The organism is Streptomyces sp. TLI_185 (assembly GCF_003814765.1).
Taxonomy (GTDB): Bacteria; Actinomycetota; Actinomycetes; order Streptomycetales; family Streptomycetaceae; genus Streptomyces.
Genome location: NZ_RKRB01000001.1, coordinates 2,293,441 through 2,306,329, shown reverse-complemented (window position 1 = coordinate 2,306,329; position 12,889 = coordinate 2,293,441). Strand labels below are relative to the sequence as shown.

Genomic DNA, 12,889 nt, shown 5'->3' with positions numbered 1-12,889 from the left:
GCCTGTGGACAACCAGTTTCCACGCGCTAGGGTCTGCCGAACAGGGACGTTACTGATCGGTAAGGGGCAGGCGCATGCAGCTCGGGATCAACCTCGGCTACTGGGGTGCCGGAATGGACGCGGACAACCTGGAGGTCGCCAAGGAGGCCGACCGGCTCGGGTACGCCGTGTGCTGGGCCGCCGAGGCCTACGGTTCGGACGCGGCCACCGTACTCAGCTGGGTCGCCGCCCAGACCGAGCGGATCGACGTCGGGTCGGCCATCTTCCAGATCCCGGCCCGCCAGCCGGCGATGACCGCGATGACCGCCGCCACCCTCGACTCGCTCTCCGGCGGCCGCTTCCGCCTCGGCCTCGGCGTCTCCGGCCCGCAGGTCTCCGAGGGCTGGTACGGCGTCAAGTTCGACAAGCCGCTGGCGCGCACGCGTGAGTACGTCGAGATCGTGCGCAAGGCGATGACGCGCGAGCGGCTCTCGTTCGAGGGCGAGCACTGGACGCTGCCGCTGCCCGGCGGCCCGGGCAAGCCGCTCAAGCTGACCGTGCACCCCGAGCGCGAGCACATCCCGCTGTACATCGCCGCGATCGGCCCGAAGAACCTCGAGCAGACCGGTGAGATCGCCGACGGCGCCCTGCTGATCTTCCCCTCGGCCGAGCACCTCGAGGAGACCACGATCAAACACCTGCGCGCCGGACGGGAGAAGGCCGGCAAGACCCTCGACGGCTTCGACGTCTGCCCGACGCTCCCGCTCTCCGTGGGCGAGGACAAGGACGTGGCCACCCTCGCCGACGCGTTCCGTCCCTACACCGCGCTGTACGTCGGCGGCATGGGCAGCGCCAAGCAGAACTTCTACAACCAGCTCGCCCAGCGCATGGGGTTCGAGGCGGCGGCCGCAGAGGTCCAGGAGAAGTACCTGTCCGGCGACAAGCAGGGCGCCGCGGCCGCGATCCCGCACGACCTGATCGACAAGACGGCGCTGCTCGGTTCCGTGGACCGCATCGCGGACCGGATGAAGGAGTACGCGGCGGCAGGAGTCACCACCCTGAGCCTCAACCCGGCCGGCTTCACGCTGGAGGAGCGCATCGCCTCGCTCCGCGCCGGCACCGAAGCCCTGGAGCGCGCCGGACTGGCGTAACGCACGGTCCGGGGCGGCAGGGGAGAGGTTTCTGCGGCCGTGGTGGGGGCTCGGGGGTCTTCCCCGCCACGGCCGTCACGGGGAACAACGCGCCCGGGCGCGCTCGGTTACGCCTCCGAACCGACCCCTTCGGTCCTCCTTTTGGCGGAGTCGTCCGACACAGCTGTTGCAGCACCTCTGGCGCCGCATTTGACTCGTTCTTTGCGGAACTCTCCGGAATCCGGCGGGGACCGGCAGGACAGAGACCGGCAGAGAGGTGCCCACGATGCTTTCGGCCAGGAGTCTTTTCCAGGAGATCCTCGAGGACGACGAGTCGTTCGCCCTGTTCTGCTCCATCGCGGCCAGCGGGGAGTCCCAGGGTGGCTGGGAGAACGGGCGGATCGCCGCGCTCGTCCCGAACAGCGAACGCGCCCTCGCCTCCAAGATCACCCGGCACGGCGCCGACGAGGACAAGCACGGGCGGATCTTCAACGCCCTGATGAAGAAGCGCGGTCTCGAACCCGTCCCCGTACCGCCCGAGACCGACTACACGATGCTCCTGGAGAAGAACGGCATCGGTCTCCCCCACGAGAAGCTCAAGAGCGACGAGCCGCTCACCGTGCAGGACATCGTCGCCTACCTGTCCCACAGCCGGGTCACCGAGCAGCGCGCCTCCGAGCAGATGGAACTCCTGCGCCGGCACTTCGCCGACCACCCCGACATCGGCCGCGCGGTACGGATGATCTCCGACGACGAGGACAACCATCTGGCCTACTGCCACGAGGAGTTGCTGCGCTTCGCGTACGCCGGACACGGCCGCGCCATCCAGCGCACGCTGCGGGAGTGCGCGCTCGCGGAGATCCGCATCTACCGGGACGTCAGCCTCGCCGTCATGGACCACATGGGGCGCATCCTCGGCTGGCCGAGAGCCAAGTCGGCGCTGCTCGCCGCCGGCATCCACGCCGTCTACGCGTACGAGCGGTGCGCGGGCTGGCGGCGCATGGTGAGCCTGCGGATGCCCGAGCGCCGTGACGCACTGGGCGGACCCGCCACGACGGCACCCGGGTTCGCGTGAGCTACAGCCATCCCCGGTGCTTGAAGAGGCGGTACAGCAGCACCTCCAGGGCGGCCATCGCCAGGATCACCGCCGGGTACGACCACCCCCAGCGCAGCTCCGGCATGTGCCTGAAGTTCATCCCGTAGACCCCCGCGATCATCGTGGGGACCGCCGCCATGGCCGCCCACGCGGAGATCTTCCGCATGTCGTCGTTCTGCCGCACGCTCATCTGCGCGAGATGCGCCGACAGCACGTCCGAGACCAGCCGGTCCAGGCCCTCCACCGACTCGTTCACGCGCGTGAGGTGGTCGCTCACGTCCCGGAAGAAGGGCTGCGCCTTCTCGTGCACGAAGGGCACCCGGGCGCTGAAGACGCCGCCACCCGCCAGCCGGGCCAGCGGCTGCGACAGCGGGCCCGTGGCCCTGCGGAACTCCAGGATCTGCCGTTTGAAGGCGTAGATGCGGGACGCCGTGTGCCGCGAGCCGCCGCCGGTCGGCGAGAACACCTCCGCCTCCAGCTCCTCCAGGTCGGTGCCCAGCTCGCGGACCACCTCCACGTAGTGGTCGACCACCGCGTCGGCGATCGAGTACAGCACCGCGGTGGGCCCGTGCCGGAGCATTTCGGGCTCCTCCTCCAGCCGGTGCCGCACGGCCGCGAGGGGAGCCTCCTCACCGTGCCGCACGGTCACCACGAACGAGTCGCCGACGAAGACCATGACCTCCCCGGAGGTGACGATGTCGCTCTTCGCCTCGTACCCGACCGGCTTGAGGACCATGAACAGCGAGTCGTCGTACACCTCCAGCTTGGGCCGCTGATGCGCGTTCAGGGCGTCCTCGACGGCCAGCGGATGCAGTCCGAACTCCTCCGAGACGCGGTCGAACTCCTTCTCCGTCGGCTCGTACAGGCCGATCCAGACGAAGGCGTCACCGCCGCGACGGCACTGCGCCAGGGCGTGCGAGAAGTCCGCGGGCCCCTCCGTGCGACGCCCGTCCCGGTAGATGGCGCAGTCGACGATCACGGAGCGTATTCTCCCGCCCCGGGCCCGCCGATGCACCCCGGCGTATGCCTACCCTTGGCCGCATGCCCACGCTGATCCTGGTCCGGCACGGACGTTCCACCGCCAACACCGAGGGGGTGCTCGCCGGCTGGACGCCCGGTGTCGCTCTCGACGAGCGCGGCGCCGCACAGGCCGCCGCACTGCCCGCGCGGCTCGCCGGGCTGCCGATCTCCGAGGTCGTCAGCAGCCCGCTGCAGCGCTGCCAGGAGACGATCCGGCCGCTCCTTGACGCCCGCCCCGAGCTGACCGCGCACACCGACGAGCGGATCGGGGAGGCCCACTACGGCGACTGGTCCGGCCGCAAGCTCGCCGAGCTGGGGGACGAGCCGCTGATGGAGGTCGTGCAGGCGCACCCGTCGGCCGCCGCGTTCCCCGGCGGTGAATCGATGCGTGCGATGCAGACCCGCGCCGCCGAAGCCGTACGAGAATGGAACGCGCGCGTGGAGCGCGACCACGGCGCCGACGCCGTCTACGTCATGTGCTCGCACGGCGACATCATCAAGTCGCTCGTCGCGGATGCACTCGGACTTCATCTCGACCTGTTCCAGAGGATTTCCGTTGAACCGTGTTCCATCACCGCGATCCGTTACACACGGCTGAGGCCGTTTCTCGTACGGCTCGGTGACACCGGCGATTTCGCCTCGCTGGCGCCGCGCGAGGAACCCCCGGCCGACGACGCCACGGTCGGGGGCGGTGCGGGCGCACCGTGATCGTCGGGCGCAGTAGGGTGAAGCGGTCGCAGTAGCGCCGCACCCGTCCGCACCAGCAGGCCGTGCGGTCATCCGGTCCGATGTCGATCCACGATTCCAGGAGACAGGACGTGTCCCGTCAGGTGTTCCTCTACGACCCCCCGGACCGCTTCGTGGCCGGTACGGTCGGTATGCCCGGACGCCGTACGTTCTTCCTCCAGGCCACCGCGGGCCCCCGCGTGACCAGCGTGGCCCTGGAGAAGACCCAGGTCGCCGCCCTGGCCGAGCGCATGGACGAACTGCTCGACGAGGTCGTACGGCGCAGTGGCGGCAGCGCCGCCGTCCCGGCCGTGGCCTCCACCGAGATCTCCGACACCGATCCGCTGGACACCCCCGTCGAGGAGGAGTTCCGGGTCGGCACCATGGCCCTTGCCTGGGACGGCGAGGAACAGCGCATGATCGTCGAGGCGCAGGCCCTCGTGGAGCTCGACGCCGACTCCGAGGAGGACCTCGCCGAGGCGGAGGAGCGCCTGCTCCAGGACGAGGAGAACGGGCCCCCGATGCTGCGGGTCCGGCTGACCGGCGCGCAGGCGCGAGCCTTCGCCAAGCGCGCCCTCGACGTCGTCAACGCCGGGCGGCCGCCGTGCCCGCTGTGCAGCCTCCCGCTCGACCCGGAAGGACACGTATGTCCGCGCCAGAACGGATACCGCCGCGGAGCGTGACGACCGACGAGCCGCTCGCCGACCTGCTCACGCACGGCGAGCTCACCGTGCGCGGCCGTATCCGCGAGGCGTCCAACGCGGCGCTGTACTGCACGATCTCCCACGAGGGCCGGGAAGCGTCCTGCATCTACAAGCCCGTCGCCGGTGAGCGGCCCCTGTGGGACTTCCCCGACGGCAATCTCGCCCGGCGCGAGGTGGCAGCCTACGAGGTCTCCGAGGCGACCGGCTGGGGGCTCGTCCCGCCCACCGTGCTGCGGGAGGGGCCGTACGGCGAGGGCATGGTCCAGCTGTGGATCGAGGTGAGCCCCGAGGCCGAGCTGCTCGCCCTGGTCGACGGTGAGGAGCCGGAGGCAGGCTGGAAGGCGATCGGCTTCGCCGAGGTCGGCGACGGGAAGACGGCGCTGCTGGTGCACGCCGACGACGAGCGGCTGCGCCGGCTCGCCGTGCTCGACGCCGTGATCAACAACGCGGACCGCAAGGGCGGCCATCTGCTGCCCACGGCCGACGGCCGGTTGTACGCGATCGACCACGGGGTGACCTTCAACACCGAGAACAAGCTCAGGACGCTGCTGTGGGGGTGGGCGGGAGAGCCGCTGGACCCGGGGGCGGTCGAGGTCCTCAAGGCCCTCCAGGAGTCCCTGAGCGCCGAAGCAGCGCTGGCCACGCGGCTGTCCGGGCTGATCACCACCGCCGAACTCGACGCCACGCGCGCGCGTGTCGCCGCACTCCTGGAGACGGGGACGCATCCGGAGCCGAGCGGCGAGTGGCCGGCGATTCCCTGGCCGCCGGTGTAGCCAGGCACCGGTCGGCACCGCGCCCTTAAGGGGCGCGGGGCTGTATCGATATGCGGCTCCGCCGCGTGGGCGCGATCAACCCCCACCGGCCCGCGGTGTATTCCCGTACCCCAGCGGAGCGATATCGCGCAAGAGCGCCTTACCGGCCATCCGGCCCGGTCCGGTTCGTATACGGAACTTCCGTCCGGTTAGGCTCATGACATGCATGCCTGGCCCGCTTCCGAGGTCCCCGCCCTGCCTGGTCAGGGCCGCGACCTGAGGATCCACGACACCGCGACCGGCGGTCTGGTCTCCCTCGACCCCGGTCCCGTCGCCCGTATCTACGTCTGCGGCATCACGCCGTACGACGCGACCCACATGGGTCACGCGGCGACCTACAACGCGTTCGACCTCGTTCAGCGCGTGTGGCTCGACACCAAGCGGCAGGTTCAGTACGTCCAGAACGTCACCGACGTGGACGATCCGCTGCTGGAGCGGGCGCACCGTGACGGCATCGACTGGGTGGCCCTCGCCGAGAAGGAGACGGCCCTCTTCCGCGAGGACATGACCGCACTGCGGATGCTGCCGCCGCAGCACTACATAGGCGCCGTCGAGGCGATACCCGGCATCGTGCCGCTCGTCGAGCGGCTGCGGGACGCGGGCGCCGCCTACGAACTCGACGGCGACATCTACTTCTCCGTCGAGTCCGACCCCAACTTCGGCAAGGTGTCCGGCCTGGACGCCGCCGCCATGCGGCTGCTGTCCGCCGAGCGCGGCGGCGACCCGGACCGGCCGGGCAAGAAGAACCCGCTCGACCCGATGCTGTGGATGGCCGCCCGCGAGGGCGAACCCAGCTGGGACGGCGGTTCGCTCGGCCGGGGCCGCCCCGGCTGGCACATCGAGTGCGTCGCCATCGCCCTGGACCACCTCGGCATGACCTTCGACGTCCAGGGCGGCGGCTCCGACCTCGCCTTCCCGCACCACGAGATGGGCGCCTCGCACGCCCAGGTGCTGACCGGCGAGTTCCCCATGGCCAAGGCGTACGTCCACGCCGGCATGGTCGCCCTCGACGGCGAGAAGATGTCCAAGTCCAAGGGCAACCTGGTCTTCGTGTCCAAGCTGCGCCGCGACGGGGTGGACCCGGCCGCGATCCGGCTGACGCTGCTCGCCCACCACTACCGGGCCGACTGGGAGTGGACCGACCAGGTGCTGCAGGACGCCGTGGCCCGGCTCGGGCGGTGGCGCGCCGCCGTCTCCCGGCCCGACGGGCCGCCCGCGGAGGCCCTGGTCGAGGAGATCCGCGAGGCTCTCGCGAACGACCTGGACGCCCCGGCCGCGCTCACCGCGGTCGACCGCTGGGCCGCACAGCAGGACACCGAGGGCGGTACGGACATCGGCGCACCCGGTGTCGTGTCGCGGGCAGTGGACGCTCTGCTGGGCGTGGCCCTGTAGCCGAAGCCGGCAAGGCACAGGAAAGGGGCGCTTCCTCCGTGGAGGAAGCGCCCCTCGTGTCACTTCGCGCGGGTCGGACCGTGTGGATCAGACCTGTGGATCAGACCTGTGGATCAGACCTGTGGATCAGATCCTGCGGATCTGGATGCTGCGCAGGACCTGCGGTGAGCCGGAGTCCCAGATGCCGACGACCTGGTGGCCGAACGCGAAGGCCTCCTGGACCTGGTCGTGGGTCTGGGCGTTCGGGTTGGCGAAGATCCTCAGCTGGCCGTTGATGCGCAGCGCGATGAGGCTGGGCTGCCCGGGCAGCGGCTGGACGACGTCGATGTAGCCGTCCGCGACGCCGGCCTGCAGCACCTGAGCCTGCACCTGCTGCTGGGCGTGCTGCGCGGCGGCCTGGGCGATCTGGTGGAGGTGCTGCTGCACCTGCTGCTCGGCCTGTTGCTGCGGGCTCATCTGCTGCTGACCCATGTGCTGCTGCTGGCCGAGCTGCTGAAGCAGCTGCTGGAAGGGCTGCTGCTGGCCGAGCTGCTGGAGCTGCTCCAGCGAGCCGCCCATACCCATGGGCTGCTGCTGCCCGAACGGCTGCTGCTGGCCGTAGCCCTGTTGCTGCCCGAACGGCTGCTGCTGGCCGTGGCCCTGTTGCTGCCCGAACGGCTGCTGCTGGCCGTGGCCCTGTTGCTGCCCGAACGGCTGCTGCTGGTGCTGCTGGTAGGGCGACGTGCTCGGGAACTGCTGGCCTTGCTGTTGTCCCAGTTGGCTCATCTGCGGGGTGGTGCTCATGCGGGTGTCACCTTCCCTTGATGGTTGGGATGCGTCAGCCCGTGACGACCAGGCCGACGATCTCGTCGTCCGAGAACCACACTCGGACGTCGGGCCGTCCCCCCGCGAAGGCGGAGTGCACCGCCTGGCGGATTTCCGGGGACGGGTGGTTGAGGTTCCGCCAGGCACCGGCGACGAACAGCCTCAGCCTGGGCGGGAGTTCACGGGGGTACGGCAGCAGCTCGTCCCAGTACCGTTCGGCCTGGCCCGAGCCGACCGCCTCCGGCAGCAGATGGGTGACCGCCGCCTTGATGTCGGGCCGGTTGCCGATCCGCTGCGAGGCGGGTCGGCCCGGCGCGTCCTGCTGCGGGGAGCCCGTGGCCCGCAGCACCTTGCGGGCCCGCTCCGGGGACATCGGCTGCTGGGCGGCCGCCTTGAGCATGCCCTGCAGCGCGGCCAGGGCGCCGACCACCACCGGGGAGGCGGAGGAGGTCCCGGAGAACGTGTCCGTGTACCAGGCGATCTCCTCGGGCCCGCCCTGCAGATCGCCGGGCTTGTCCCAGAAGCCGCCGGTGGTCGTGACCTCGCGTCCCCAGCCCTGGGCGTCCAGCCGGGCGCCGTAATTGGAGAACGCGAGCCTGGAGCGGTCCGGGCCGTGGTCGCGGCCGTGAGTGCCGGGCGGCGGTGCGCCCGCCCCGACGAGGACGGCTCCGGAGGACTGGTTGGAGGGGTTGAACGGGTTGCGCCACCACTCGGGGAATTCGTCCGGGCGGCGCTCGTATACCGCGTCGTCCAGCGACTCCCCGCCGTTGCCGGCCGCCTCGACGACGAGGACGCCCTTGGCGGTGGCGTACCGGATCGCCGCGTAGTCGTCCGGCCACCACTCGACGGCGACATAGCCGCGCTGGTCGTCGCGCTCGGCGTACTCGAACCGCGGTCCGGGGCGGTGCAGTTCGATCAGTACGACGTCGCCGGGGCCGAGCCGGTCGGCCGCCGCGTGGATCGCGGCCGCCGTGCCGATACCCTGGAAGGACGCGGCCGCGGTCACCGCCTCGGGCACGATGCCGTTGACGCCGTATTCGTTGCGGTCGCCGCCGATCACGCCGATCACGGCCGTGCCGTGGTTGCGCCAGGCGAGATCGGTCAGCGGGGTGCCGACCACGACGCCGGCCAGCTTGGCGGCCAGGTCCTCATGGCCCAACTGCCAGGCGCCCTCGACGTCGATGACCGTCACCCCCTGACCCGACCCACCGGGGCGCTGCCAGGCCCAGTGGGCGTCTATCCCCTCCGGCGCGGGGCGCAGATAGCCCTGCCGGCTGCTGAAGTCGGGGGTGACGGGCGCCCCTTCCTTCAGCCGGCCGCTCTCCTCCGCCAAGGACGCCGGTACGGCACCAGGCTTGATGTACGCCGTCTCGACGCCCGGCAGCGCGGCGATCCGCGAGCGCAGTTCCTCGGCGCGGCTCTCCCCGCCGCGCACCCGGTAGAACATCGCGAGATCGGGCACGTTGCCGTCGCTCGGCGAGGCGGACTGCTGCAGCCGCTCCTCGCTGCCGAACAGCGGCTCCAGGGCCAGCTGTTCATCGCTGAGGAACATGTTGAGAGCCGATACGTCGGCTCCCGCCGCCGAGCGGACGCCCTCGGCCTGGGCGCGCAGCCGGGCCTCGGGACGGGCGACGACGATCAGTTCCCGCTCGGCTCCTCGATAGGTGAATCCCGCTCCGTCGGGCCCCGGCCCGGACGTTCCCGGCCCTTGCGCCGGCTGTACCTGGTCGCTCATCGGTACCGCTCCCTTCGGTCCGTGCGGGTGCGCCATCGCTGCCCAACCAAGCACGCCCTCGGCGGTCCGTCCACCCCGTCTTCACCAACTCGGTTTGAAAACAAGTTGAATTGGGTAGCGTGTGCAATCCGTCCTGAAATAGAGGTCACGTAGCAAACCGGCCAAAGGCTGCGGAGACGACTGTCATGTGATGGGGTGACAGCGTCTGTTGACCGGTCGGCCGACTCGCTCGGCCCCTTGACGGAAGGACGCACAGTGGTATCCGCAGCACGTTCCTTCGCACGTCGAAGACTCCTCACCACCGCGGCCGCCCTCACGGGAGCAGCCTTTCTCGGCGGCACCGCCCACGCGGCGGAAACACGCAAGGGCGCGTGGCCCGCCCAGTTCCCGCTCCCGAACGGCTTCCAGCCCGAGGGCATCACGATCGGCGCCGCCCCGTTCGCCTACTTCGGCTCCCTGGCCAACGGGGACATCTACCGTGCCGCCCTCGCCACCGGCAGCGGCGCTGTGATCAGCAAGGGCCTGGGTGCCGAACACCCCACCGTCGGCCTGAAGATCGGCCGCCACGGCAGGCTGTTCCTCAGCGGCGGCGCCAGCGGCGAACTGCGCACGGTCGATGCCCGCTCGGGCGAGATCGAGAAGGTGTATGCCGTCGGCGGCACCTTCGTGAATGACGTGGTCCTCACACCGGACGCCGCCTGGTTCACGGAGACGTACAAAGCCGTGCTCTACAAACTGGTTCTCGGTCGGCACGGCGCACCGGTCGCCGTCGAGAACCTGCCGCTGAGCGGCGACTGGGTGCAGGGGGACGGCTTCACCGCCAACGGCATCGAGCGCACTCCCGACGGCAGCGCCCTGCTGGTGGTCAACGTCGTCGCGGGCGGCGGCGGCCTGATGCGGGTCGACCCGCGCAGCGGCACCGCCCGCGCCGTCGACCTGGGGACCGCAAAACTCCCCAACGGCGACGGCCTGTTGCTGCTGGGCAGGACCCTTTACGCCGTCCAGCAGGCGCAGAACGCGATCGACGTGTTCCGGCTGAACGCGGCCGGCACCAAGGGCACCGCGATCGCCCGCATCACCGACCCGCGCTTCCGCATCCCGACCACGGCCGCGGTCTGGGGCGACCGCATCTACCTGCCCAACGCGCGCTTCGACGTCGAGCAGCCCACGCCGGACACCGACTACGACGCGGTGGCCGTGCACCGGGTATAGACGCAAGGAGGGCGGTGCGCTCCCTGCGCACCGCCCTCACCCGGTCATTCCTCCGACGACTCCTCGTCGTCCGGACCCGGCTTCGGTGGCTTCGGCGGCTTCGTACGACCGCTCGGGTTGTCCCGCAGATACGACGTGCTGTCGCTGCCGTCCGCGGTCGCGTGTCCGCCGCTCGACGGACCTCCGCCGTCCCGGCGCCGCAGATAGCGCTCGAACTCGCGGGCGATCGCCTCACCCGAAGCCTCCGGCAGCTCCGCGGTGTCGCGGGCCTCCTCCAGCGTCTGCACGTACTCCGCGACCTCGCTGTCCTCGGCGGCCAGCTGGTCCACGCCGACCTGCCAGGCGCGCGCGTCCTCGGGCAGTTCGCCCAGCGGGATGCGCACGTCGATCAGGTCCTCCAGGCGGTTGAGCAGGGCCAGCGTCGCCTTGGGGTTGGGTGGCTGCGACACATAGTGCGGCACGGCCGCCCACAGCGACACCGCCGGCACGCCCGCGTGCGTACAGGCCTCCTGCAGCACACCGACGATGCCCGTCGGGCCCTCGTACTTGGTCTCCTCCAGGTCCATGCGCTGCGCCAGGTCCGAGTCGGACGTGGTGCCGCTGATCGGGACCGGGCGGGTGTGCGGGGTGTCGCCCAGCAGGGCTCCCAGCACCACCACCAGCTCCACACCCAGTTCGTGCGCGAAGCCCAGCAACTCGTTGCAGAACGAGCGCCACCGCATCGACGGTTCGATACCGCGGACGAGTACGAGATCGCGCGGCTTCTCGCCGCCGACCCGGACCACCGACAACCTTGTCGTCGGCCACGTGATCTTGCGCACGCCGCCGTCCATCCACACCGTGGGGCGGTTCACCTGGAAGTCGTAGTAGTCCTCGGCGTCCAGCGCCGCGAACACCTCGCCCTTCCACTCCCTGTCCAGATGCGCGACCGCGGTGGAGGCGGCGTCGCCGGCATCGTTCCAGCCCTCGAACGCGGCCACCATGACCGGGTCGATCAGCTCGGGAACCCCCTCGAGCTCGATCACCCAGGCCTCCTTCCGACGTGCCCTCGCTTGACCACCCAACCTTACGGCGTGCGGCGGGGGCGCCCGCAGCCCCCTTGCACGGGGGAGTGAACGGATCACTGCCCCGTCCGGGGCCCTCGAACACCCATGATCGCCGTCGCGGGCCCCCGCGCGTGAAGCCGGTCAGAGCGTCGAGCGAAGCCACTGCTCCACGCTCGCGATGTGCACCGTCGCCCAGGAGCGCGCGGCCTCCGCGTCCCGGTCGCGCAGGGCGGCCAGGATCGCGCGGTGCTCGTGCAGGGTGCGGCTGACCGCGTCCTCCTGGGTGAGGCCGCGCCAGATGCGGGCCCGGGTGGTCGGCCCCGACAGGCCGTCCAGCAGCGAGCAGAGCACCGAGTTGCCGGAGCTCTGCACGATGCCCCGGTGGAAGTCGAGGTCGCAGGCGACCAGTTCCTCCACGGAGGGGGCGTTCCCGAGCTTCTCCAACTGGGCCGACAGCGCGTCCAGTTGCTGCTCGCTGATCCTGGAGGCGGCCATCGCCGTCGCGGCCGGCTCCAGGATGCGGCGCACCGCCAGGAACTCCAGCACCGTGTCGTCGCGGTGGAAGTCGACGACGAAGCTCAGTGCCTCCAGCAGCAGCTGCGGATCGAGGCTGGTCACATACGTGCCGTCGCCCTGCCGTACGTCCAGGATCCGGATCAGCGACAGGGCACGCACGGCCTCCCGCAGGGAGTTGCGGGACAGTCCCAGCTCGGCGGCCAGTTCGCTCTCCTTGGGCAGCCGGTCGCCGGGGCGCAGCGCGCCGGAGACGATCATCCCCTTGATCTTCTCGATCGCCTCGTCGGTGACTGCCATGGGCGGCCTCCCTGTTGTTCAAACCTGTCGTTCAGACATCCGATGTCTCAGTCATTATGAGGGTTCAGTGGGCTGAACGGAGTGCCGAATGCTCAGCTCAGGGCGAGAATCTCCAGGTCGGCGAGGACGGCGCCCTCGTCGAGGGTCCCCCGCCCACGGTCCCGCATCGTCTCCCGCCCGTCCACGACCGGTGTCCGTACGCCCGCCGAATGCGCCGCATACGCCCTCGCCCCTCGATCGTCGCCATGCGTACGGACTGTTCGGCGCCGCTCGCCTTGGTGGCGTTCTCGGTGTCATGAAGGTGCAGCATTGCCCCTTGCGGCTCCGCCGCGTGGGCACGACCAGCCCCCACACACCCGCAGACGACACACGACGCACCACAGGCAAAAGGGGCGGCTCCGTCGGCGCGGAGTCGCCCCT

13 protein-coding genes are annotated in these 12,889 nt (G+C 70.6%); 8 read left to right on the top strand and 5 right to left on the bottom strand.

The window, feature by feature from the left end; all coding sequences use genetic code 11:
- The first annotated feature begins 74 nt into the window (after positions 1–74).
- Both EDD92_RS10500 and EDD92_RS10495 read left to right on the top strand, forming a co-directional pair.
- Positions 75–1,130: an LLM class F420-dependent oxidoreductase gene (locus EDD92_RS10500; RefSeq protein ID WP_123964042.1), complete on the top strand. Its 1,056-nt coding sequence runs from the start codon at positions 75–77 to the stop codon at positions 1,128–1,130.
- A 265-nt stretch (positions 1,131–1,395) separates the two neighbouring features.
- The gene (locus EDD92_RS10495) at positions 1,396–2,184 is read left to right on the top strand and encodes a ferritin-like domain-containing protein (protein WP_123964041.1); all 789 of its coding nucleotides are present in this window, start codon (positions 1,396–1,398) and stop codon (positions 2,182–2,184) included.
- A 1-nt stretch (position 2,185) separates the two neighbouring features.
- Here the strand turns inward: EDD92_RS10495 and corA are convergent, their stop codons facing one another.
- On the bottom strand, positions 2,186–3,184 hold the full coding sequence (gene corA / locus EDD92_RS10490) for a magnesium/cobalt transporter CorA (RefSeq protein ID WP_185123981.1): 999 nt from the start codon (positions 3,182–3,184) through the stop codon (positions 2,186–2,188).
- Positions 3,185–3,246: 62 nt separating this feature from the next.
- Here corA and EDD92_RS10485 point away from each other — a divergent pair, with 62 nt between their 5' ends.
- The 4 genes from EDD92_RS10485 to mshC all read left to right on the top strand — a co-directional run bounded on the left by EDD92_RS10485 (position 3,247) and on the right by mshC (position 6,859).
- The gene (locus tag EDD92_RS10485) at positions 3,247–3,933 is read left to right on the top strand and encodes a histidine phosphatase family protein (RefSeq protein WP_123964040.1); all 687 of its coding nucleotides are present in this window, start codon (positions 3,247–3,249) and stop codon (positions 3,931–3,933) included.
- 110 nt (positions 3,934–4,043) lie between these two features.
- On the top strand, positions 4,044–4,634 hold the full coding sequence (locus EDD92_RS10480; protein WP_123964039.1) for a DUF3090 domain-containing protein: 591 nt from the start codon (positions 4,044–4,046) through the stop codon (positions 4,632–4,634).
- Positions 4,598–5,428 (top strand): SCO1664 family protein, encoded by an 831-nt coding sequence (locus EDD92_RS10475; protein ID WP_123964038.1) that lies wholly within the window; start codon positions 4,598–4,600, stop codon positions 5,426–5,428. The genes EDD92_RS10480 and EDD92_RS10475 overlap by 37 nt, the downstream gene beginning before the upstream one ends.
- Before the next feature lie 201 nt (positions 5,429–5,629).
- Positions 5,630–6,859: a cysteine--1-D-myo-inosityl 2-amino-2-deoxy-alpha-D-glucopyranoside ligase gene (mshC, locus tag EDD92_RS10470; RefSeq protein WP_123964037.1), complete on the top strand. Its 1,230-nt coding sequence runs from the start codon at positions 5,630–5,632 to the stop codon at positions 6,857–6,859.
- Between the two features lie 126 nt (positions 6,860–6,985).
- Here the strand turns inward: mshC and EDD92_RS51025 are convergent, their stop codons facing one another.
- On the bottom strand, positions 6,986–7,285 hold the full coding sequence (locus EDD92_RS51025) for a hypothetical protein (RefSeq protein WP_260326457.1): 300 nt from the start codon (positions 7,283–7,285) through the stop codon (positions 6,986–6,988).
- Here EDD92_RS51025 and EDD92_RS51020 point away from each other — a divergent pair.
- Positions 7,274–7,663 carry a hypothetical protein gene (locus tag EDD92_RS51020; RefSeq protein ID WP_260326456.1) on the top strand — a complete coding sequence of 130 codons (390 nt, stop codon included), beginning with the start codon at positions 7,274–7,276 and terminating at the stop codon, positions 7,661–7,663. The two genes, EDD92_RS51025 and EDD92_RS51020, sit on opposite strands and share 12 nt — an antisense overlap.
- A 13-nt stretch (positions 7,664–7,676) precedes the next feature.
- Here the strand turns inward: EDD92_RS51020 and EDD92_RS10460 are convergent, their stop codons facing one another.
- Entirely contained in the window at positions 7,677–9,398 is a 1,722-nt protein-coding gene (locus EDD92_RS10460) for a S8 family peptidase (RefSeq protein ID WP_123964035.1), read from the bottom strand.
- A 255-nt stretch (positions 9,399–9,653) separates the two neighbouring features.
- Between EDD92_RS10460 and EDD92_RS10455 the strand changes: the two genes are divergently transcribed.
- A complete protein-coding gene (locus EDD92_RS10455) occupies positions 9,654–10,610 on the top strand; it encodes a superoxide dismutase (RefSeq protein WP_123964034.1) in 957 nt (318 codons plus the stop codon).
- A gap of 44 nt (positions 10,611–10,654) precedes the next feature.
- Here the strand turns inward: EDD92_RS10455 and EDD92_RS10450 are convergent, their stop codons facing one another.
- Both EDD92_RS10450 and EDD92_RS10445 read right to left on the bottom strand, forming a co-directional pair.
- Entirely contained in the window at positions 10,655–11,635 is a 981-nt protein-coding gene (locus EDD92_RS10450; RefSeq protein ID WP_030947617.1) for a PAC2 family protein, read from the bottom strand.
- Between the two features lie 162 nt (positions 11,636–11,797).
- Positions 11,798–12,469 carry a FadR/GntR family transcriptional regulator gene (locus EDD92_RS10445; protein WP_123964033.1) on the bottom strand — a complete coding sequence of 224 codons (672 nt, stop codon included), beginning with the start codon at positions 12,467–12,469 and terminating at the stop codon, positions 11,798–11,800.
- Between the last annotated feature and the right edge of the window lie 420 nt (positions 12,470–12,889).

Excerpts from the sequence above, each read along its gene's own strand:
- EDD92_RS10500 (WP_123964042.1), top strand. The coding sequence starts at position 75 with ATGCAGCTCGGGATCAACCTCGGCTACTGGGGTGCCGGAATGGACGCG.
- EDD92_RS10495 (WP_123964041.1), top strand. The coding sequence starts at position 1,396 with ATGCTTTCGGCCAGGAGTCTTTTCCAGGAGATCCTCGAGGACGACGAG.
- EDD92_RS10485 (WP_123964040.1), top strand. The coding sequence starts at position 3,247 with ATGCCCACGCTGATCCTGGTCCGGCACGGACGTTCCACCGCCAACACC.
- EDD92_RS10475 (WP_123964038.1), top strand. The coding sequence starts at position 4,598 with ATGTCCGCGCCAGAACGGATACCGCCGCGGAGCGTGACGACCGACGAG.
- mshC (WP_123964037.1), top strand. The coding sequence starts at position 5,630 with ATGCATGCCTGGCCCGCTTCCGAGGTCCCCGCCCTGCCTGGTCAGGGC.
- EDD92_RS10460 (WP_123964035.1), bottom strand. The coding sequence starts at position 9,398 with ATGAGCGACCAGGTACAGCCGGCGCAAGGGCCGGGAACGTCCGGGCCG.
- EDD92_RS10445 (WP_123964033.1), bottom strand. The coding sequence starts at position 12,469 with ATGGCAGTCACCGACGAGGCGATCGAGAAGATCAAGGGGATGATCGTC.